Below are 21,394 nucleotides of genomic sequence, written 5' to 3' on the forward strand. Positions count from 1 at the left end.
GATGGCTTCATGGTCCGATCCTTCTGTTGGGTCGGACTCTAGCATCAACTGGAGGAATTATCGGGGGTCACAGCACCACGCCGCCACGATCCTCCCCGGCATCCCATCCATCACCCGCTCGGCATCCCGCGCCAGATCCAGCCGCTTGCGCAGCTTGACCTGCGGGACGAGCCAGAAGATCGGCACGGTGGTGAGCCCGCGGCCGGTCCTTGCCCGTGACGCCACTGCGCGGCCCTTGGTGTTCAGCCGACCTTCCGCCACCAGCAGGCTTGGTCCCCGGCGCCGATAGATGAAGCGCAGGCGCAGGCCGTGGCGGCGTTCCCATTCGCCGGGAGTGATCCGACCACCGCGCAGGGATGTGCCCGCCGCGGCGGTGGGGATCGCCAGCCAGAACCCGTCCTTCGATCGGATCAGCGGCCCCGCATCATGCGCGCCGACGATCACCGGCGCCTTCGACCAGACAAGCGCTGCGGCGTTCAGGCTCTCGCCGGCCTTCGGATAGGTCGCAAGCCGGATCGAATTGCCAAGCCGCGTGCCCAGCCCCGCGCCGGTGATCTGGCCGCGCCAGGCAGATTTCAGACTGGTCCCGGCCTCGCGCATCGCCGTGGTGACGGCCTTTTCGCCGGCACGGATTTCGGCCTGCATCAGGGCGATGAGATCGGGGCCGATCTCGAGCTTCAACTTCATCGGATCACGCGGGCCGCAGATCGAGTGTCCAGATCAGCCGTTCCCGGTCGCGCAGCGGCTCGCCCTGGATCAGGAAACTCTCCGCGCCGATCACGATCAGATCGCCCGGGCGCGGGGCGGGGAGGTCCGACAGGCGCACATCCACCATGGTACTGTCGCTGACAAACCGCCCGGTGCCGAACTCCGCGATGCGATCGGGCGCACGGGCAATGACGCGGATCGGTCGCTCTTCGGAAGTGGTGGCAGAGATCCAGAGGGCAGAGACCGCCATGGACGCATGGATGAAGATGCGGTCCATGGCGGCGGCAAAGACGGACATGGGTGTAGCCGTCAGTTCGAGCTGAAGAGCCGGACGGCAAGCCGCGGCCGCTTGTTGACCGGCAGGATCGAGGCTTCCGTCATCACGTCGATCCAGCGCCCTTTCCCGTCGAGATGCTGGCGGGCGTAGAGCGGCAGACCGATCGTGTTGGCGGTTTCGAGCAGGTTCGCCGGGCCGCCATAGGTGGTGAAGGTGTCCATCGTGCCCAAGGGAAAGGCGATGCCTTCGCTCGCTGGAACGAGCCTCTCGGTCGTCTTGGTCGAGAGCGTGACCGTGCCGGAATATTCCTCGAAGAGGATGCCCCCGAAGGGGAAGTTGCGGCGGACATCCTCGCGCAGGGGCTGGGCGCCGGTCGCGGCGTAGAACTTGTAGGCCTCCTCGGTTTTCGGGTGGGAGATGAGCTTGTCGAAGAACTCGCGGCTGACGAGCGCGTGCACGCTGGTCATCGCTTCACCCAGCAGGTTGTCCTCGATCGCGCGCAACACCTCGCGCACCTTGCCCTGCACATTGGTGCCCGCAGTGCCGAGCACGAAGTCGACCGAGATCTGCGCGAGCCCGAACTCGATGAAGTAATTGTAGAGCGTCGCGCCTGCGCCATCCTTCACGATGCCGCGGAGCGCATTCATCTCCATGTATTCCCGCGTTTGCGCGTGCTTGCGGCGCATCAGCGTGAGCTTGCGGTTCATCACCTCGACAAGGGGATCGGCGGCATCCGAGACACCCAGAGCCGGCTGGCCCTGAATGTCCGCAGGCAAGATCACGTCATCATGCGGGATCCAGGGCAGGGCGAAGCTGCGCATCGAGCGCCCCTCGCGGGTGCCGAGCGTGGCGGGGCCCCCGAGGGGGACGGTGGGCAGAAGGCTCAGCACGCCTTCATATTGCTCGATGATCACCGCGCGCTGGCTGACCCCTTCGAAGCGAAAGAGGCCAAGCTGGGCGAGGCGGGTATAGAGGTTCGGCAGGATGTTGATGGCCTGCGTCATCTCGGCCAGCGAATAGCCGCCGGCATCAAACGGATTTCGGATCAGGGTCATGGGGAGGCTCCGGGGCCAGAGGGAATGGGGAGAGGATCAGACGCCATCACGGGCAATGATGCCCTGGGCTTCGAGCTGACCGAGCTTGGTGGTGATCTTGGCCGCGTCATCGACGGAGCCGTCATAGGTGAGAGCCGCGCGCGAGACGATGGCGGGGCCGCGGGCGACGATGATGCCGATTGCGTCGGCCAGCGTGGCATCGACCGCATAGAGGAGAACGGCGCTGGCCGTCTCGGCACCGTCAGCGCCAGCGGCGGGCGAGAGCGTGTATTTGCCGCTCGCGGTGATCTTTCCGAGGACGGAGCCCACGGGGTAGGGCGTGCCAGCGAGCAGGGTCACGGTCTCACGGGTGTAGTTCGGGTTGAGCTCGTATTTGAGGACATCGCCCATGCTGGGCGGTTGCGTCAGGACGGGCATGGTTCACTCTCCGGGATGGTGGGGACGGGTGCCGCTCAGCGCTTGGCGCTGGCGGCCTGTTTCGCGGCGGCGACGATCGGGCTGTCCTTGGTCACGGCGCTTGGCGCGGGGGCGGTGGCAATGATGCCGGCGGCATCGCTGCGCGCGGCAAGGTCGCTCAGGATCTGCGCGCGCAAGGCGCCGGGCTTCAGCCCCTTGGCGACAGCTTCTGCGACATCGATCTGCACACCGAGCCGCGCGGCCTGGGCGCAGACCTGCGCCACTTCGGCGGCTTCGGCGCGGATCGCCTCAGGCGACGTGGTCGCGGCTTCCGTCTGCGGCGGTGCGACCGCCGCGGGCGGGGCCGGTTCCGGCGCGGCGTTGGCGGCAGGCGGGACCGGAGCTTGCGCATGATCCTCGGGGGCGGTGGTCATCAGGGGGCCCTTTCCTCTGGGGGTGGTTGTGCCGCGCGGTGCGGCGGCGAAGGCGCGAAACGCCGTGACGGGATCGGCGACCTCATCGGCCAGACCGGCAAAGACCGCGGCCTCACCGCGGAACACTGCCGCCTCGGTGGCGAGTGCCTGGCTGGCGTCGAGACGGGCGCCGCGCCCCTCGGCGACGGTATCGGCGAAGAGCTGGCGCAGCTCTTCGAGCTCGCCGGTGATCCGGGCCCGCACGGTGTCGGGTAGTGGCTGGTAAGGGTTGGCATCGAGTTTGCGCGCGCCGGCATGGAGCAGTGTCACGGCGATACCCTTCTGGTCGAGCGCCCCACTCATGTCGCTGTGCATTGCCACTACGCCGATGCTGCCGACGGCACCGGTGCGGGGCAGGATGATGCGGTCGGCCTGGGAGGCGAGCGCATAGGCCGCGGAGAGGGCGTGATCGGCGACGAAAGCCTGCACGGGTTTGACCTGACGCGCGGCCCGGATGCGATCGGCCAGATCAAAGGCCCCGGCGACCTCACCCCCGAAGCTGTCGATATCGAGGGCAATGCCGCGAATGGCCGGATCGGCGAGGGCCGCCTGCAGCTGGGCCGCGATCCCCTCGTAGGAGGTGAGCCCCGAGGATTGCCCGATCCAGGCACCGCGATGCACCAGCGTGCCCGCGATCTCGATCACCGCAATGCCGTCGACGACCGCAAAGGGGTGAGCGCCAGGGCCGGGCTGGTGCCGGCGCAGACCATCGCCAAAGAGCGAGACCCGGGCGGGCAGGGTGGCGGCGGTCTGATCCTCAGCCGCTATCTCCAGCCCCTCGACGCTGATCTCCCGGCCGGTGATGCGCGGCCCGAGGCCAGAGAGAAACGCGAGCGCCTTGGCGGGATCGACCATCAGCGCTGTGTTGAAGACCCGCTGCGCGATCTGGGTGTGATGCATCACGCGTTCTCCTCGGGCTCGGGTTTGCGGTCCTCGTCCGCCTCGGCCGGGGCGTCGGGGCTGGTGTTCTGGTTGGCTTCGCCGGGGTTGCCGGCGGCCTGAGCCGGTGAGCCCGGCCGGCGGAAGTCGAGGCCGAGGGCCATCTCGCGCTTGCGTTCCGCGGCGATCTCGCGGTCAACCTGCTCGGCGTCATAGCCGCGCTCGGCAATGGCCTGCGTGCGGGACTTGAGGCCCGCTTCAATCTGCAGGATCTCCGCTGCCGCATCCTTGGCCGGATCGATCCAGTCCCATTTCGTGGGAAGCCAGTCGCAGGCGAGGAAGTTGCGGCGGCCCTCCGCATAGCCGGGCAGGTCCAGCGCTTCTGACAGGACGGCGATGTCCATCCAGCGCATCCAGACCGCGCGGCAGAGCTGATAGACCATGACCGAATGCTGGAAAGCCGAGATGCGGCGGCGGAAGTCGACAAGCGCGATGCGGGTGTTCGAGAAGTTGCCCTTTGCCGTGTCACCGGTCAGATAGCCATAGGGCACGCCAAGCGCCGCCCCGATCTGCAGGAGCGTGCGGTACTGGAACGGCTCATAGGTCGCGCCCGAGTCCGGCGTTGCGGGCGTGGTGACATCCTCGCCGGGATCGAGGCGCACCACCTGTCCGGGCTCCACTTCGAGATCATCCTCGGCCGGATCGAGCGCGGTTTCCGGGGCGGGCGAGGTGATGAACATCGCAAACATCGCCGCGGTCTTCTTCCGCTCGAGTTCCGCATCATCGTAGAGATCGAGGGTGAAGAGCTTCACCACGGCGGCAGCGAAGCGCGACACGCCGCGCAGCTGACCCGCCTCGACCGGATCGAGGATATGGATCACCTCGGAGGCGGGCACGCGGACCGTCTCCCCCGCAAGCCCCGGATCGGTCATGTCGCCCGGATGGCGGCGCAGGAAGTGATAGGCGACCCGCCGCCCGATGCCATCGAACTCGATCCCCTGGCGGATTGAACCCGTGCCGGGCAGGATGCGGTTCAAGTCGAGTGGCAGCATGTCCGAGGGCAGCATCTGCAGCTGCATCGGCACGCTCAACCCGTCCTCCGGCCGTCGGGTGCGGCTCCGCAGGAAGACCTCACCCGCGAGAAACACCTCCCGCGCGGCCCGGCGCTGGATGCCGTAAAAATCGGTCAGACCCTCGGCATCGGCCTCGTCGGTCCAGGCGAGCCAGAGCCTCTGAAGGGCTTCCTTCTGCGTGGCATCGGTGATCTTCGAGGAGGGCTTGATCCCGTCGCCGACGACATGGTTGGCGAAAGCGTCGACCGCATTCGCGGCATAGCCGTTGTTGCGCACGAGCCAGCGGGCGCGGGCGGTGATGGTCTCGCCCGAGGCCGCGATCAGCGTGTTCACATGGGCGCGGCTCGCGCGGAAGCCACGCATGCGCCGATGGGACTGGGCGGCATCAAACCCGCCGATGATCGACCCCAGCCGGTGGCGGAAGGCGTCAAAGACCATGGCTCAGAGCCCCTTCGTCGCCACCGTGCCCCAGCGACGACGCCGGGCAGGGGTGCCGCTGAGCGCGGCGATGCGGCCTTCCAGATCCCGGATGGCCGCTGCCAGTTCCGCATCCGAGCCATAGGTCACGGTCTTGCCGTCGTAGCTCACGCTGCGCAGCCCGGCGAAACGGGCTTCTTGCAGGGTGCTGAGCAGGGCCTGCATCCGGTCGAGTTCCATCAGTCCCTCATGAAGTTCGGGGTATAGGTCCGCCGTTTTCGGCGCGGCGTGGTCAGAGTTCCGGCCCTAGGCTGGGCCGGTTCTGCCGTGGTGGTTTCAGGTGGCGTCACAGCCGGCATACTGGTCTCGACACCTGCCTGTGCTTCCAGCCGTCGCCAGGTCGCATCGTCCCAGCGATCGGCCCCGAGGATCCAGGCGGCGGCGCGCGCATAGACCCGGCAGTCGAGCGCCTCGTTGCGCTCGCGCATCTTCTGCCATTCCTGATGGGCATAGCCGCGCTTGTTGCGGATCGTGACCAGCTGTTCGGCAACCAGCTGCTTCAGCCATTCGGTGTCGGCCCAGCCCGGCAAGTGGATCGTGCCCGGCGCATCGGGGACGCCCAAGAGGCGGTCTTCGTCGCTCGGGCGTTCGATCCGCAGAAAGCGGTAGGTCTCGGTCTTGAAGGTCGCCGTCGCCACCGACCAGAGCCGCGCGCCGCGGCGCAGGCGTTTGCCGCCAAGGGTGGCGTCGACGAAGGTCGGCCCCGAGACCGGCGCACTGCGGTTGAACCCTTCGAGCCCCTTGAGGGGCGCCACCTGTTCAAAGCCCGCCTTGCGCGACCAGGCATAGACGGCAGCGGCCTCATAGCCGGTGTCGATACCGAGCCGCGCCACGGTCATGTAGGCGCCATTGGCGTGTTGCCACGATCGGCCGAGGAGGGCGGTCAATTTCTCCCAGGCGGTCGGATCATCGGGCCCGCCCGGAATGACGATGTGATCGACGAGCCAGCTCTCCAACCCGCGACCCCAGGCCCAGACATCGACCTCGATCCGGTCCTTCTGCACGTCGGCACCTGCGGTCAGGAACAGTCCTGCTGAAGGCACGGTGCCAGGCTTCCAGGCCTCGCGCCGATCGGCCAGTCGCTGCCATTCCGGCGCATCGCCGCTTTCCACCCAGGTCTCGCCCAGAAGCGTATTGCGCGCCGCGCGCAGCATGTCCTCGGAGCCCTGGGCCGCCAGCCAGTCGCGCGCGATGTCGGCCCAGCTTTTCCAGCCCAAGGGCGAATAGAGCGCCGAGAGGTGGAACCCGATCGACTGCGGATCGGCCGACACGGCGGTCGCGCGCCATTCTCCGCGCGCGAGCATCTCCGTCTTGTGGTGCTCGGCGATGGGGCGCTCGCAGCCCTCGCAGCTGTACGTAGCGGTCTCCGGCCGCCCCTTCGCCCAGAGCAGGCGCTCGAACTGCAGCCATTGCAGGGTGCCGCAATGCGGGCAGGGGACAAAATAGCGCCGCTGGTCGGAGGCCTCGAATTCGCGCTCTATGCGCGAGAAGCCCCGGATCGTCGGTGTCGAGACCATGAACACCTTGCGCCGATGGGCAAAGGTGATGGTGCGGGCCTCGGCCAGCGTGACCGGATCGCCTTCCTCATCGGCCGAGGCCGGATAGGCGTCCACCTCATCGAGGAACACATAGCGCGCCGGCATCGAGCGCAGGCCGGTTGCAGAGTTCGCCCCGGTCAGGACCAGGATGCCGCCCGGGAATTCTTTTGAGAGCATCGAATTGCCCGCATCCCGCGATCGGGCCGGGTTCACGCGTTCGCTGAGCGCCGGGCTGTCGGCGATCAGAGGATCGATCCGACCGCGCGACGAGCGCTTTGCCATTTCGACCGTTGGCAGCACCGCCAGCATCGGACCCGGCGCGTGATGGATTACGAAGCCGATCCAGTTGTTCCCGGCCTCGGTCGCGCCCACCTGCGCGGCCTTCATGAAGCTGATGCGCTGTGCCGGATGGCCAGGCGAGAGCGCATCCATGATGCCACGCAGATAGGGCGTACGCGCGGTGCGATAGCGCCCCGGCTCGGCCGAGGCGCGCGACGAGAGCCAGCGATGCGCGTCCGCCCATTCCGAGACCGTCAGGTTCGGATCGGGCCGCATGCCCCTGCGCCAGGCCCGCAGCAGATCCTCGGCACCATCAAAGCCAAGATCGAGACCCTCGGTGAGGTCTGCCTCCGTCAGTTCCCCGTCATCCGAGAGAAACCCGGAGATCGGCAAGGGCGTCGAGCTGTTCGCGGACATGGGCTTCCAGCACCCTTTGCATGATCGCGGTCTCGATCGTCACCGATGCCCCGGTTCGGCTTTCCACCTCTGCCATGATCTGCGCGGCCATCAGCGCGGCCACCCGTCCGGGCCAGGTGACCCAGACATCCCGTTCCTGCCGAGCAAGACGAAACACCAAGGTCTCGGCCCGCGCCCGATCCACCAGCGCGCCCTTCTTTTTCTGGATCGCAAGCTGGCGTTCCTGCGCCTGATAGACGGTCAGCGCCGTTCGGGCTTTCAGATAGGAGGAAGTCTCGCCCGGGCCGCTCACTGTGGCCTCACTGCCTTTGGACCGGCGCTGCTGGTCGGGGTCGGTCGTCTCGGCCCGCCGTGCGTCTGACGCGGTCGCGTCGATCGAGCCATCCTCGTGCAGAACCAGTCGCCCGTTCCGGCGCGCCTTCTGCACGCCGCCGCGCGAGAGCCCCGCATGGGCGGCATAGTCGCGCTCACTCATGCCCTTCATGGCGCGGCCTCCTGTGCCCGGGGGCGAGGGCATCGCCGGGTATCGCGTTGATTACAGTTGGAGGGAGAGCGAAGGTGATCGCGTGGGCGATAGGCAACTCACCCTGATCGGGACACCCGGGCCGCCCAGCGCTCTGCCATCGCGGCGGGGCTTGTCTTCGTAGAAGGCGCCGCATCCCGCGCGCCAGCCTGCGGAGGCCCCATGGCGAACCTGTCCGATACCCAATCCCTCATCCTCTCCCGCGCATCGCGCCGGTCCGGCAACCTTGCGCTGCCGCTCCCCGACGGGCTGCACGGTGCAGCCGCCCGAACCGTCATCGGCAAGATGATCGCCCGCGGCTGGCTCGAGGAGGTCGAGGCCAATCTGCGCCGCGGGGAACCCCTATGGCGCGAGACCGGCGATGGCCATGGCACCACCTTGATCGCAACCGTCGCCGGGCTGGAAGCCATCGGGATCGAGCCGGTGGTGGCCAGCGCCGTTGCGGGGGTGCGGGAGGCTAAGGCGGAGCCGGATGCTCAGCTGCCCACCGCGAGGGCGGGCACCAAGCAGGCGCAGATCATCGCGCTGTTGCAGCGGCCCGAGGGCGCCACCGTCGCCGAGATTGTCGAGGCGACGGGGTGGCAGGCCCACACGGTGCGTGGGGCGATTTCGGGGACGATGAAGAAGCGGCTGGGGTTGGCGATCGAGGTGGAGAAGGTCGTGGGAAGGGGAAGCGTGTATCGGATGGCTTTGGCGGTTGGTTAACGCCTAAGCCATCGAGAGCTTACCGCAATGCAATGACCATCATATATTCAGACTCTTCCCCCGCCACCCATCAGGTGTGGCGCGATCGTCAGTAAAGCAACGCGCTCCGCCCGTTCCGACGGGAGTGTAGCTTTGAACGACCCCATTCCGGATGTAGAACATGTTGTTGCATGCAGCAAAACGCGTCGAGCAAAAATTGCTCCCCGTCACGAGTGCGGTGTTATTGGAATATCCGGTCGCCTGAGCGCCGGCGAAGCATGCGGCGACATTTTGGCCATTCACATAATTCCGGACCTCTGTGCCGTCTGGGAGCCGCCTCACCTCGACAGGCATTGCTTGAAAGATTGGGTGGTGGTCGAGCTTGGAGACAGGCTGTCCAACCCATGCATCCAGATCCTGCTGACGCACGGAGCAGGCAGCTGTCGTTAAGATGACCAAACCTGAGGCTGCAAGCCTGCGGGAGAATAAAGATTTGACAATTTTCATGTACGCGTTCCGGGCCAAATTACGCTTCATCGCGCCATCGGTAGCCGTGGAGTTTGGCATCGTCAACCGTGCTAAGGACTGTGGGTGTCAGCCCGAACTGTCTTGATTTTTCCATGTTGCAGTTGCTTGACTGTGGACCCGGCGAGTGCTTGTTGCTGCGAGCCGCAATGGGGTGCGTTTAATCCGTGTATCGAGGACAAATTCACTGCCAAGATCACTGCAGCAATCGGCGGGCCGACGCGACCCAGCGCATGGGATAATTTCCGGATCGCCGAAATAACAAAGCCGGCCCATTGCCGCTGAGGAGGTCAAAGGCAGCGGGATGGTGAATCAGTTCGGCTAAGGAATGGTTCGCGTATCCGCTCGACCGAATTGATTCTTCCTGCTCAAATCACTCAGTTGAACGTCGAAAGCTCGCCTTCGTTTGCCAACCGCTCAAAGACCTCGCCAGCAGCATTCATGAGCATTAGATCTTGGGGGCTTAGCGGCAACGAGACTGCCATCGCATGCGCTGCCTGCAGGATTTTTCCTAAGGCGATCATGACAGCAGAGAATAGTTGGCCGTCGGCGGGAGCACGTTCTGCCGTCAACGCCAAGGCTGTTGCCGCATAAGCAACCCTGTGCGGCATGTGGCCGTTGCGTCCGTCAAACAATTCGGGACGAGCCTTGAAAGCCCCATCAACGATTTTGAAGCCAAACTGCTGTGCATTGGACGCGAATACACCGTCTTGAGCCATGGAATCCGCGATGGACTCGATCAGGGCTGCGGCTTCCGCACTTCGCCATTTGTGCTTCAATGTTCGTAGCATTTGCAGACCCTAAACCTTTGTAGAACTTTGATTCGTCGCTAGGTTTAGATCATCTGTCGCGATTGAAGAAGTGTTGTTGGTTCTGAAAATCTGCCCAAGAAACCGCGGTCATTTATGGGCAGGGCATCTGGTCGCAAAGATGGCGAGGTTCTTGGCAATGCGGGCATAACGCTGCAGATTGTGAGCATTGAATTGAGGCATGAGGTCGACATGAAACGCTGGATGTTTCGCATCCTTCTTCTCGGTGTCTTGGGTATTGCCTCACTCTGGGTATACGACTTTTATCGTGCCGGGATTCTGAGCCTTCCGGATATTCCAGACGGAGCCTACACCCTTTCCTACAAGAACGGATTTCGAGCGATCGTCTTGGATGCAGATGTCTCCGACCCGATTGGCCGCGATGGGCCGAAGTACTTTCGGTCCCTGGGTGTCGCCAATCGGGATCGCAAATACCTTGGTGTCCCGTTCGACGTGCAGCCGTGGTTCAAAGAGGCGTGGTCGTGGTGCAAATCGCCGACGGAGCAGGAGAAGGCAGAGCTCGAGCGAATGCCCGATGACTTCAGGCGCAAGGTGGCGAATGCGCGCTTCGAAGCAGTCTGCAGGATTGATGTCGATGGAACCGATGTGGTGCGCGGTCTGATCTTCTCGGTTCCACGGCTGTAGGCCAGACTGATTGTTGTCTAAGGCGATAATGGTCTCGCAACCTCAAGGCAGGTGGTTCAACCGGATTCCGCGGTAGCTTCGTTCGGCCTCTCGGGAATCTTGTTCCTTGGCAGCTCGGCTCAAAGCACTAATGGCACTGACCATATGGGCGAGAACGCGCATCACGTGTTCCAGATCGGAATGGGTATGCTTGCGGGTTTCACCGTTCAGCTCGGTCATCAGATGTGCGTCGCCTTGATCGCCAAAGGGATCGGCCGTGATCCCGATCAGGCCGTGGGCTATGCGGTTTCTGATGTCCAGCGACATCGTCAGGCGACCACGCACATCCCTTAGCAAAGCCTGATGCTCGGGGCGTGCAGCACAAGCGTCAGTCTGAAGGCTTTCCCAGCGCGTAATCTTTTGGGAAATGGTATGTGCGTCACTTCTGAGCGCTCCGCCGCCCAGTTCTATTATCCGCTTCGCGAGTTCGCGTTCGACGGAAGACCAGAGGAACAGGATTGAGCCGACGCTTGCCTTCATTTCCTCGATCGAGATGGGATTGGGAGCACTATTATCTTGCATAGTTAGGCCTGCCTCGACCTCCTTGTTCAACGGCGCATTCATAAGGTCAGCGCGCGTCCCACGAAAGCCTTTAAGTTCAAAGGCAAGTCATCAAAAGCATTGTGGCCGTCTAACACCGCCACACGCCGATGTTGCAATAAATCGGGCGCAGGGCTGCATTCGCGTGAGCAGCCAGCGCTTGCTCTGGTCCAGCAGGAAAAGTGGCGTTCATGTAGAAAACCGGCGGGCCTTGAGGCCAGTGAAGCCTTCGCCGATTTCCGCAAGCACGGCCTCCTGTCCGGTGAACGACTGCCAGCGTTCGATGGCGACATCGACATAGGCAGGATTCAGTTCGACCCCGAAGCAGATGCGTCCGGTGGTTTCCGCAGCGATCAGGGTGGTGCCGGACCCCATGAAAGGCTCGTAAACCGCCTGACCTGGGCTTGAGTTGTTCAGGATCGGTCTGCGCATGCATTCGACCGGCTTCTGCGTGCCATGCACCGTGTCGGCATCCTGGTCGCGGTTGGCAATCTGCCACAGGGTGGTCTGCTTGCGATCGCCCGCCCAGTGACCCTTGCCCTTCGCGCGCACGGCATACCAGCATGGCTCGTGCTGCCAGTGATAATCGCCGCGGCTCAGCACCAGCCGATCCTTGGCCCAGATGATCTGCGAACGGATTGCTAAGCCCGCATTGGTGAGGCTGTCGGCGACGGTCGAAGCATGTAGAGCCCCGTGCCAGACATAGGCAACGTCGCCGGGGAACAAGGCCCATGCTTCACGCCAGTCGGCGCGGTCGTCATTCAGGACTTTGCCGGTGCGCCTGGTCCTGGCCGCGCCAGCCTGATTGCGCCAGGACGGATCGTATTCGACGCCGTAGGGCGGGTCCGTCACCATCAGGAGCGGCTTCACGTCGCCGAGCAGTCGCCCGACGACATCGGCCGAGGTGCTGTCGCCACAGATCAGCCGATGTGGGCCAAGCTGCCATAGATCGCCCGGTGCCGAGACCGGCGTGGCAGGCAGCTCTGGCACATCGTCCTCGCCCTCGACCGGACCGTCCCCGCCCAGCGCCTCTGGATCCCGCAACAGGGCGTCCAGGTCGTCGTCGCTGATGCCAAGCAACGTCAGATCGAAATCCTCGGCGAGCAACCCGGCGATCTCGTCTCGAAGCACCGCCTCGTCCCAGTCGCCAAGCTCGGTCAACTTGTTGTCGGCGATCCGATAAGCACGGCGCTCGGCTTCGTCGAGATGGCTGAGCCGGATCACTGGCACATCGGACAGCCCCAGCCTGGTGGCGGCCAGCACCCGGCCATGACCCGCGATCAGCTCACCGTCGTCGGCGACCATGCACGGCACCGTCCAGCCGAACTTCGCCATGCTGGCCGCAATCTTCGCCACTTGGGCCTCGTCATGCATTTTCGCATTTCTGGCATAGGGGCGCAGGCGCTCGATTGGCCAGGTTTCGATCTGGCTCGGCGCGAAGACGAGGTCCATGGGGCAGGTCTCTGATGCTGGGAAAACGAAAGCGCCCGCGAGGGGTTTCCTCCGGGCGCTATTCTTCGATGATCAAGGGGTAGGGCAATAGGGGCAGGTTTGTCAACGGGAATCATCCAGTGGATTCAATGCGTTCCGCTCTGGATCGTTTTCGTAGCGTCGTTTTGGCCAAGGTGGATTCCAGAAGTGGATTCTCTGGATTCCGCCCGGGAATCCACCTAAATCCGTCGGGATTTTCGTAAGGCTTTGATTTCGAGTCCCTTTTCCGGCAGTCGTCCCTGAGGTGGATTCCAAGTGGATTCCCCGGTGAGGAATCCACCCGCTAGCGAAATGCCGCGCTGCGCCCCCCCGCATACGTTCGGGGCCGGGGAGGAACCATGGGAGGGGGCTTGCTCAATCGGCAATTCTACCGTGCGGTCCAGTTGATGCTGCGCAGGACGTCCTATAGCGTTCACGCCACCGAAGGATGAATCAGAAGATAAATCAATCGAGTTCCCAGTGCGGCGGTACCATAGAGGGTGAGATGACGGAACAGGCTCAGGGTGACGGCATCGGCCGAACCTTCACGGTAGCATCTGATGAAATGATAGCATCGTTGGTCCACTCTGCGCGTAGAAACCTTGTCGTCGCTGCGCCTGCATTGGACGACGCTGTTGTCGACGCCTTGATCTCGCGCCTACCAGACCGTCCACAGTTGTCGATTTCGATAATCATTGACTCGGATCCCGAGGTTTATCGGCTCGGTTACGGCTCGGACAAAGCACTGAAACGATTGCACGAAGTCTGTTTGGCAAATGATCTTGCCTTGAGAAAACAGCCTGGCCTGAGGGTCGGTGTCATCGTCGCAGATGATGACTGCATGATCTTTGCGCCGACTCCGCTACTTATCGAGGCGGGATCGCACTCGCCTGAGAAGCCAAATGCACTCGTATTGAGGGGATCTGCCGCATCACAAATCACCGCGGCGACGTCGGGAGAGCGCGAGGGCGAAGCGCTAAACCAAGAGGTGGGTTTGGTGGCTATTCGCCATCACGAGATTGCCCAGACGCTTGCTAGCCTCGCTGATAATCCGCCTCAGCCGTTTGACATAGCCCGTGCCCTCAGGGTCTTTTCATCCAAGGTTCAATACGTGGAGTTTGAGGCCGTCGGCTACAAGTTGGATCGAAAGGTCGTTCCATTGCCGGACGAGTTGACGGATGTAAGCGACACGGGCCTCCGGGATCAGATTACCTCACGGATCCGGTCCCCCCTCAAAGACCTTGGCAAGGTGGGCATCCAAGTCGAACGTGACGGCAAGATGCTCGATATCCAAGTTGATAGCCGGTGGCTTGATGCAGAACGCAAACAGATTGAGGACGAGTTCCTCTATACGATTACCGGCTTCGGGAAGGTCATACTTCAAACGAAGCGCCCCGAGTTCGAAGCGGCAGTAGAGGTATTTTCAGATACAATCAAAAAATATATCGAGGCTGTCAGGTCGGAAATAGGGCAGACCCGAGAGGACTTTGTCGAAAGCGTGGTTTTCGAATACGCGCCCAGGTGGAAGGTACGCGTGCCGAAATTTTATTCTGATTTCCAGATCACTCCGACAGATGAGAATATTGCGGAGGATCTGACGCGTATAGCTCAGGATCTATTCGACAAATCAATAGATTTTCGAGAGCCAAACATAAGGATTGTGCCGAAGAACATTGCCCCTGAGTCCGTTCGAGACACGGACTTCAAGAAGAAAGTCGAGGCGGCATTTAGAAAGAGGCGGGCACCCGAGGCTTTGATTAAGTCTCTGTTTGAAGATTTCGAAGCCGCGCCCGGAGTGCCGGACGAGAAAAGGTAAATATCGGGCCCATTGCCTCTCAGATCGGCGGCTACGCTTCATAGTAGATAGCGTCGAGCATCGCAGCGCGGCCATCCCACAATTCGGCATATTTTCCCTTTGGACGCGGGGTGTTATACCAAAAAGAAAGCCTGATCGGCTCAACGACGCGATCCCAATAGTTGTCCAACTGGAGCGAAGACTTTGGGAACGCAAGTGCGCTAGACAGTCCGGCTAGGTTTGGCTTGCTGACGCAAACGAACGTATCCGGCCTCTTCATAGCAAGAAGCCTTGTAGCAGTTGGCACACCTCCGATACGGCTGGATTGCGCGAAAGCCTGTAGAAAGAGACCACAGAAATCCTCAAACTGTGCCTTGGTGACCTCGCCGTGCCTCGGAATGCAATCAACGGCCCGAGCAAGAAACGCATCTTGCTCTGAGATGCGATTGGCGAAGTCACCCATTCCTTTCATCGAGCCGAACCAGGCCCAGTCATGTCCATCTAGCCCTTCATTGATCCTCTGATTAGATCCAATGACGCCAGCGATTGCTTTCCACTGAGAGCTCGTTAGACCGGCGAACGACTTCACACTGGCAAACATGGTTTGGCATTCACGAAGAAGGCTAAGGCGCGCATCGAAGTTATGATGTGGGCTTGCCTCTGCAGCCCTTACATACTCGTCCCAACGCATTTTTACCAATGGCGAGTTAAACTGATTTGCAGGAAGTCCTGAACCCGGCAGAATCGGATTTCTGGCCTTCTTCAGTGTGCTGGCCGCAGCAAACCAAAGTCTGTAGCTTTCCGCAAGATGCTGAGTTACAGCCTTTCGAAGGCCCGCGTAACTCCCGAGGCACTCACGAACTTGATTAAAGATCGTAGCGCTCGATGCGCCTTTAATGTGGACGCTGGCTTCCCAGTTTCTGTCTAACCCACCTGCTGTAAAGTTCGAACTCCCGATGATGGCTTCCGAAACATCTCCTGTCTGGAAATAGTAGACCTTCGGATGAAACGTTTTGTTGCCACCATCCGCTACGAATGCATTTTTAACCCCGACCAAGCGATCAACGAGGTCTGGATCTGTCTGACAAAAGGCCAACCCGAAAGTCACGGACGAGAACTTGTGTTGGTTCCGAAGAAGGCAATCGGCGATGTGACCATTGGAGCCCCACGCAACAGCTAGATGAATCTCGCTATGATCTTCAATGAGCTGTTCAAGCCGTTTGGCTGCGGCCTTCGCGTTCAACAATTTAACGCTCATTCAGAATTTTCTCCAATCTGGGTATGCGAATTTCAGTCCTTCGCAACAACCGTATCGTAGAGCCCGTAGTGTGTGAGGCCGTCGTGGCTCTCAATGCCGGTGTATCGCAGAGATGCGTCCTCATATCGGCGGAACGCAAATACGGCCTGATTCATCTGTTCCGTGTTGAACACCTTTAGACGCACCAGAAGATGAAAATCTTTCACAGTCAGTCCCGTGACCGTCAGAAAGAGATCGGGCTCCAGCTTGGTAATCACGTCCTGTAGCGTGTTCTCGCGGAAGTCCGTCAGATACATAAAGGCCGGGATCCGCGTCGCGAACTTGATCAGCTTTTCCTGAACCAGCTTTCGCTTGGACTTGTATTCCTTCTCCTCGTCCGTGAGTTCCTTCTTCTCCTTGTCGGTCGCTTCGCCGGCCTTGACCTTGTTCTTTAGATCCTTGACCTTCTCGCTCTTGTTGATGATCGTTTCGATGATGTTGTCGCCCAGCGCGCGCCAGCCTTCGATGCGCTCGACAGCCGCCATGGCTTCGGGGTTGTCCATGATCCGGCGCAGTGTGTCGTTGTCCACGTTCACCAACAGTGCACTTTCCCATTTGCGCGCTAGGAGCGTGGCTGAGGTGCCCGCCATCGCGATGTCGAGAATGCTTCCGGCGTCGATCTGTGCCATGACCGCGCCGTTGTAGGCTAGGACGGGCAGGAACGAGACGAGGTCCTTCACTGCGTTCTCAGGGTTCGGCTCGCTGGGCGAAAGGCCGATCCCGTATTCGGAAAGCTGACGCAGGGCGCGCGTCGGCGCGAAGTCGAAGACGAAGCAAGCCGGCTTGAGGATCTCTTCCTCGTTGGGGTTGTCGCCGTTCGGGTTCTTGATGGACCAAGGTGATTGCACCCGGAATGCCGCTTGGAAATAGGTCTCGGGCGACTTCAGGTTGCGCAGCATCAGGATCGAGGACCATTGCGCTACCGTCACGCCGGTAGTCAGCTTACCGCAGGACAAAGTGATCGTCTTGCTGTCGAACCCGCTGCCGATAGCATTACGGACGGGCGGCAAGGCCTCAAGCCCAATCCCCGCCGTCGCACCTGCTGCGACGATGACCTTGTAGTCGTGCCAGAAGGTGTTGTGCTTTTCGTTCAGTAGGTTGGCCATGGCGTGGCATGCGGCCACGTTCGGCAGGAACCAGAAAGAATGTTGCAGGTAGGGTAGCAGACGGACATCGGAATAGGGGAATGGTGGGCGTATGCCCGACTTAAGGCTGTCTACCGTGGACGGCGCGTATTGGCCCCGGATGATATCCAGCCATTTCTGGACATCGGTCTTATGCTTGAACTGGGCAGCGCTGTTCGTGCCGGTGGCCGAGAAGAACTCGTTCAAGTCAAATTCATCGAACTCGCCTGAACTTGCGACCGCCACCAACTCGTCGGGCATCTGATAGGTCAAGAGCCGCATCTGCGGCAGCGAACCATAGGGGTTCCACTGGCCGGGGTGCTTTGCCGCCCATGCTGCCTTCGCGCGTTGTTCGTCGGTGTAGGTCCAGTTGAAGATCTGCTCTTCGATGAATTCGCCGGTCGCCAGCGCCTTGAACGGCGTGCCCGAGAGGTAGAGATACGCCTTGGTCGCGATCGGCAGGAATTCCGTCTCGGACTCCAGCGGCTGTTGCAGGTCGGCGATCCGGTCCTTCAGCTTTTTCGCGTCGTCCAGCCGTTCCTCTTCGCGCGAGATTTCCTCTTCCTCGCCAGCGAACAGTTCCTTGGCCGTCTCGCGCCAGGCCCCGAAATGGTATTCGTCAAAGATCACCAGATCCCAGTTTTCGGCATGAAGCCATTCGTTCTTGGGCTTGATGTTGCCGCGCGCGTCGCGACCAAGCAGGTCCTGGAATGACCCGAAATAGACCACCGGCTTCTTGCGATCGATCTGGGTCGGATCGCCGCCGGTCTTGACTGACAGGTATTGCCAGCCAGCGAAATCCACGTGGCCCTCAAGGTCGGACTGCCAGGCATCCTCGACGGCGGGCTTGAAGGTCACCACCAGCACGCGCTTGGCGCCCATCTTCCGCGCCAGCTGATACGAAGCGAAGGTTTTGCCGAAGCGCATCTTCGCGTTCCACAGGAAGCGCGGCACGGCATGCATGTCTTCAGCCCAGCGCGAGACGAAATAGTCATGCGTCACCCGCACCGCCTCGGCCTGTTCCTCGCGCATCCGGTGGGTCTGGCTGCGGGGGCCGTCCAGCTTCTTGCCGGTGCGCAGTTCGGTCAGCACGGTGTGCACATCGGCCACCGTACAGCGCATCCATTCCAGTTCGTGATTGGCCAGACCCTTGCGGGCCAGCGCGGCGCGCACCTGATGGTCGGTGAAGAACGACCCGTCTTCCCGCTCAGCGGGTTCATCCAGTTCGATGGTGTAGTTCTTGATCGCGGCGGTCTTCAGTTGCTCGGCCACGCGGCCTTTGACGCTGCGGGTGGTTTGGCCGATCTTGAGCAGGCCCGCGTGCGCTTCGTCGGCAATCGCATAGGCGTAGATGCGCGGGCGGGCTTCGGGCTTGGCGGCGAGGACCTCGTCGATGGTCGGTTTATTCATCTCCGAGGTCCATAGGGCGAATCAAGGACTCGATATATTCCGCCTCTTCGGTCGTGATGCCGTATTTGAGATATAATGCATCGTCGGTCCAAATCCGGTCCCAGCTTTGAATGGGGACCCATTGATAAGTTGAGTGGGTCGCGTGCTGGGTGATCTTTCGAAGAGAAACCATAAATCTGAAGAACCTAGTCGTATAATAGGATTGTAGGCTCCGAGCTTCACGTTCGGACGAAACGAAGAAGAAGAGATAAGATTGAGTGCAGACCGAAGGCGCTGGAGCTATTAAGGACGGCCCGAGAACCAAATCAACGCCGCTTCGTTCGCGTTCACGTCCTGATCCGACCGCTGGGACCAGAACTTTCCAAGTATCTATGAGATGGGTGCTCTTCTCGACTTCAGAACGCGCTATATAGCCTACGGAGCGTTTCATCGTTCGAATGTAGTAGAGTGGAACGTCATCGTCTTTTTCGTGTTGGTGGAAGCCATCAAAGTTTGATGTCCAGCCAAACTCCTTATCTCGGGCGAGTATCGAATTCACCGAAGGTTCGTTCCAAGCCAGAACCTTTCGGAGAATATCCAGACCTCTTGTGTCACGAACAAGTACGTCAAATTCGTCGAGGTTACGCAACGTTGGCCCGTGCACCTCGCCAGCCCGCATACTTGTAAAATGACATTCTCCGCTATTGTTTGCATCCCAGAGGAAATAACAGGCGCCGCCATTTATTCCAACGGATGGAAATATCTCAGCTGCATTCGGATAATCAACAAGTTGGCTAACCCGCTTGTCTCGAAGCATCGTTTGACGAAAGTCGGAAAGCCCGAGTCCGCCCGCCATCCACCGAGAAGGGATGACCATTGATAGATAACGTGGTTCTAGCTTCTTGGATTGTTCCACGAATTTTTGATAGATTGGTACATCCCTCGTGCCGCCATCGCTGGCAAGTTGATACGGGGGGTTTCCAATAATTACATCGAACTGCATCTCGCCTCCAAACATCGCGGCAATCAGCGCGTTGATGTCGTCTGTGTGGATAAACGCGTAGGCATGGGTTTCAAACCTTTCGCCTCGGTCGTGCGTCTCTTTGCCCGCGCCACAGTGCCTGCATTTGGCGCCAACCCAAACATGTTCGGTCCGTTCGAACCAGATATTGCCAGCGTCGGTCGTGAAACTCCGCGCGATGGAATGCGCACCGTTGGCATGTTTCGAGCAGTAAAGGCTACGCCGCGCCAGCAGGCTGGTCAGTTGCGTGATGCCGATGCCGAAGACCTGTCGGGTCAGGATGTGATCGACGCGCGCCTGCAAATCGGGGATTTCGCGCTCCAGCCCGTCGATCAGGCGGCGGGTGATCTCGCGCAGGAAGACGCCCGACTTGGTGCAGGGATCGAGGAACCTGACGCTGCTGTCGGCCCACAGATCGACGCCGCCATGGTCGGCGGCCCAGGCTTCGGCCAGTGTGTCGAGCATGCGGTTGGCGAATTCCGGCGGGGTGAACACCTCGTCGTTCGACAAGTTGGCGATGCAGGTCAGCACATCGGGATTGCGCCCGCGAAAGGAAAATCCGACCTGACCGTTCATGTGGCCTCCTGCGGGGCGCCGTCATGGGCGGCGGCCAAGTCGCGCAGCGTCATCGCGGGCCAGGTGCGGATCGGCGTGAAGATCTCGTGCTTGCCCAAGTGGGCGAATAATGTCCCCTCGGCGCTGAAGGCGGAGGAGCCGGTCAAGACATCCAGACGGAAATCGCGCCGCTGGAACTTGCCTTTACCCAGATAACCCCATTCGGCAAAGGTGATCGGCTGGCCGTCTTGCGTCCGCATCGTCAGCGCATCGCCATGCACAAGGTTCTGCGCCAGAACGTAGGACGCGGCGCGATACATCTCGTCGGCCTCATCGAGGCTCAGGTAGTCTGTCAGCACGTCGAGCATGTTCGCCCGGCATTCGGCGATATTGTCGGGCAGAAGCTCGATCCCGTAAGTGCACATCAGAGCGTAAAGGGAGTAGTGCCGCTTCTCGAAATCGGATTTGCCGAATTTGATCTCCACGGCCGCCAGCTTTCGTTGCAGAACGCGCACTAAAAAGTTTCCGCTGCCGCAGGCGGGTTCGAGGAACCGCGAATCAATGCGTTCGGCCTCGTCCTTTACCAGGTCGAGCATCGCGTCCACCAACCAGGGCGGGGTAAAAACCTCTCCGTGATCGGAGACGCGCTTTTTGGATTTGATCAGGCTCATGGGAAATTCATGACAGATTGAAAGGGTGGGGTAAATGTGACTTTGCCGATCAAGAGACTCGTAAAATTTCCCCTGTATCCAGCCGCTTCACAAAGTCCACGGTTCCGCCGTTCCAGTGATAGGCGAAATGAGCTCCCTGCGAGGGGATTGGCACCACATCAGGCCAGAAGGTCGCGATGCAATTGCCGCCAGCATAGCGCACGCTGGGCCATGTGATGCCGTTGGACCCGGCGCCGCGCCGTTCGGTGCCGAAGATCTGCGAAGGGCGATAGTCGTCAGGGTGAAGCAGATCCGCGCGGCCTTCGGCGTCGTCGAGCTCTGCGTCGATCGCGCCAATCAACTCGCGAAACTGCGAGGTCCAGCCTGGCGCCTCGGCTGTGGCGCGCATCATGCGCGCGTGGTGGTGAATGGTCTCGGCAATGGCGACTTCGGTGCTATCGCCTGCGTAGTAGAGGCCGAACGTGCCATCTGTGAAACGGCCGGGACGCAACGGGGAGCAATGCACGAAGGGTGCCATCATCCAACTTGCGCCCGCGCCCGTTACGCGCCGAGCCACCGGCACCTTCGATAAATCACCGATGCTGTCGCGAATGCGCGGATTGAACTTCGCCTCGGCAGACGCCAGCGCCTCCCAATCCGCAGGATCCGCGATGTCCTCGAAGAGATCGATTGGGGGATAGATCGACCGGATGATCCTGACGGTGCGTGCCCAGGTCACGCGACGGGTTGGGACTG

At 61.4% G+C, this 21,394-nt stretch carries 21 protein-coding genes; 3 read left to right on the forward strand and 18 right to left on the reverse strand.

Annotated features, from left to right (window positions below; translation table 11 throughout):
* Positions 1-57: 57 nt before the first annotated feature.
* The 9 genes from KTQ37_RS15260 to KTQ37_RS15300 are packed head-to-tail and all read right to left on the reverse strand — an operon-like array spanning position 58 to position 8,056.
* Complete coding sequence (locus tag KTQ37_RS15260) at positions 58-687, reverse strand: DUF6441 family protein (protein WP_218631371.1); 630 nt, start codon at positions 685-687, stop codon at positions 58-60.
* Positions 688-691: 4 nt separating this feature from the next.
* Entirely contained in the window at positions 692-1,006 is a 315-nt protein-coding gene (locus KTQ37_RS15265; protein WP_218631372.1) for a head-tail joining protein, read from the reverse strand.
* A gap of 11 nt (positions 1,007-1,017) precedes the next feature.
* Positions 1,018-2,040: a major capsid protein gene (locus tag KTQ37_RS15270; protein WP_218631373.1), complete on the reverse strand. Its 1,023-nt coding sequence runs from the start codon at positions 2,038-2,040 to the stop codon at positions 1,018-1,020.
* A 36-nt stretch (positions 2,041-2,076) separates the two neighbouring features.
* Positions 2,077-2,457: a head decoration protein gene (locus KTQ37_RS15275; RefSeq protein WP_218631374.1), complete on the reverse strand. Its 381-nt coding sequence runs from the start codon at positions 2,455-2,457 to the stop codon at positions 2,077-2,079.
* Between the two features lie 35 nt (positions 2,458-2,492).
* Entirely contained in the window at positions 2,493-3,809 is a 1,317-nt protein-coding gene (locus KTQ37_RS15280; protein ID WP_218631401.1) for a S49 family peptidase, read from the reverse strand.
* Complete coding sequence (locus tag KTQ37_RS15285; protein WP_218631375.1) at positions 3,809-5,299, reverse strand: phage portal protein; 1,491 nt, start codon at positions 5,297-5,299, stop codon at positions 3,809-3,811. Before KTQ37_RS15285 ends, KTQ37_RS15280 begins: the two co-directional genes overlap by 1 nt.
* Positions 5,300-5,302: 3 nt before the next feature.
* Positions 5,303-5,518, reverse strand: a complete 216-nt coding sequence (locus tag KTQ37_RS15290; protein WP_218631376.1) for a phage head-tail joining protein — start codon at positions 5,516-5,518, stop codon at positions 5,303-5,305.
* On the reverse strand, positions 5,518-7,572 hold the full coding sequence (locus tag KTQ37_RS15295; protein ID WP_218631377.1) for a phage terminase large subunit family protein: 2,055 nt from the start codon (positions 7,570-7,572) through the stop codon (positions 5,518-5,520). Before KTQ37_RS15295 ends, KTQ37_RS15290 begins: the two co-directional genes overlap by 1 nt.
* On the reverse strand, positions 7,520-8,056 hold the full coding sequence (locus tag KTQ37_RS15300; RefSeq protein WP_218631378.1) for a hypothetical protein: 537 nt from the start codon (positions 8,054-8,056) through the stop codon (positions 7,520-7,522). The genes KTQ37_RS15295 and KTQ37_RS15300 overlap by 53 nt, the downstream gene beginning before the upstream one ends.
* 201 nt (positions 8,057-8,257) lie before the next feature.
* Here KTQ37_RS15300 and KTQ37_RS15305 point away from each other — a divergent pair, with 201 nt between their 5' ends.
* Entirely contained in the window at positions 8,258-8,800 is a 543-nt protein-coding gene (locus KTQ37_RS15305) for a DUF3489 domain-containing protein (RefSeq protein WP_218631379.1), read from the forward strand.
* Positions 8,801-8,839: 39 nt separating this feature from the next.
* Here KTQ37_RS15305 and KTQ37_RS15310 read toward each other — a convergent pair whose 3' ends face one another.
* Positions 8,840-9,286, reverse strand: a complete 447-nt coding sequence (locus KTQ37_RS15310; protein ID WP_218631380.1) for a hypothetical protein — start codon at positions 9,284-9,286, stop codon at positions 8,840-8,842.
* Between the two features lie 395 nt (positions 9,287-9,681).
* On the reverse strand, positions 9,682-10,095 hold the full coding sequence (locus tag KTQ37_RS15315) for a hypothetical protein (protein WP_218631381.1): 414 nt from the start codon (positions 10,093-10,095) through the stop codon (positions 9,682-9,684).
* A gap of 210 nt (positions 10,096-10,305) precedes the next feature.
* On the opposite strand from KTQ37_RS15315, the gene KTQ37_RS15320 reads away from it, so the two are divergent.
* Positions 10,306-10,758, forward strand: a complete 453-nt coding sequence (locus KTQ37_RS15320; protein WP_218631382.1) for a hypothetical protein — start codon at positions 10,306-10,308, stop codon at positions 10,756-10,758.
* Between the two features lie 42 nt (positions 10,759-10,800).
* On the opposite strand, the gene KTQ37_RS15325 is transcribed toward KTQ37_RS15320, so the two are convergent.
* Positions 10,801-11,349, reverse strand: a complete 549-nt coding sequence (locus KTQ37_RS15325; RefSeq protein WP_218631383.1) for a hypothetical protein — start codon at positions 11,347-11,349, stop codon at positions 10,801-10,803.
* A 177-nt stretch (positions 11,350-11,526) separates the two neighbouring features.
* Complete coding sequence (locus KTQ37_RS15330) at positions 11,527-12,789, reverse strand: site-specific DNA-methyltransferase (protein WP_218631384.1); 1,263 nt, start codon at positions 12,787-12,789, stop codon at positions 11,527-11,529.
* Between the two features lie 523 nt (positions 12,790-13,312).
* On the opposite strand from KTQ37_RS15330, the gene KTQ37_RS15335 reads away from it, so the two are divergent.
* Positions 13,313-14,623, forward strand: a complete 1,311-nt coding sequence (locus KTQ37_RS15335; RefSeq protein WP_218631385.1) for a hypothetical protein — start codon at positions 13,313-13,315, stop codon at positions 14,621-14,623.
* A 31-nt stretch (positions 14,624-14,654) separates the two neighbouring features.
* On the opposite strand, the gene KTQ37_RS15340 is transcribed toward KTQ37_RS15335, so the two are convergent.
* From KTQ37_RS15340 to KTQ37_RS15360, 5 genes are read right to left on the reverse strand one after another with little or no spacing between them, the layout of a single operon-like run.
* Complete coding sequence (locus KTQ37_RS15340) at positions 14,655-15,860, reverse strand: phospholipase D family protein (protein ID WP_218631386.1); 1,206 nt, start codon at positions 15,858-15,860, stop codon at positions 14,655-14,657.
* Between the two features lie 32 nt (positions 15,861-15,892).
* Positions 15,893-18,433: a DEAD/DEAH box helicase gene (locus tag KTQ37_RS15345; protein ID WP_218631387.1), complete on the reverse strand. Its 2,541-nt coding sequence runs from the start codon at positions 18,431-18,433 to the stop codon at positions 15,893-15,895.
* The gene (locus KTQ37_RS15350; protein WP_218631388.1) at positions 18,426-20,009 is read right to left on the reverse strand and encodes an Eco57I restriction-modification methylase domain-containing protein; all 1,584 of its coding nucleotides are present in this window, start codon (positions 20,007-20,009) and stop codon (positions 18,426-18,428) included. The genes KTQ37_RS15345 and KTQ37_RS15350 overlap by 8 nt, the downstream gene beginning before the upstream one ends.
* On the reverse strand, positions 20,006-20,659 hold the full coding sequence (locus KTQ37_RS15355; protein ID WP_218631389.1) for a DNA methyltransferase: 654 nt from the start codon (positions 20,657-20,659) through the stop codon (positions 20,006-20,008). The genes KTQ37_RS15350 and KTQ37_RS15355 overlap by 4 nt, the downstream gene beginning before the upstream one ends.
* A gap of 49 nt (positions 20,660-20,708) precedes the next feature.
* Complete coding sequence (locus KTQ37_RS15360; protein WP_328799745.1) at positions 20,709-21,377, reverse strand: RES family NAD+ phosphorylase; 669 nt, start codon at positions 21,375-21,377, stop codon at positions 20,709-20,711.
* Positions 21,378-21,394: the final 17 nt, after the last annotated feature.

Origin of the sequence: Sedimentimonas flavescens (genome assembly GCF_019264375.1) — a bacterium.
Lineage (GTDB): Bacteria > Pseudomonadota > Alphaproteobacteria > Rhodobacterales > Rhodobacteraceae > Rhodobacter > Rhodobacter flavescens.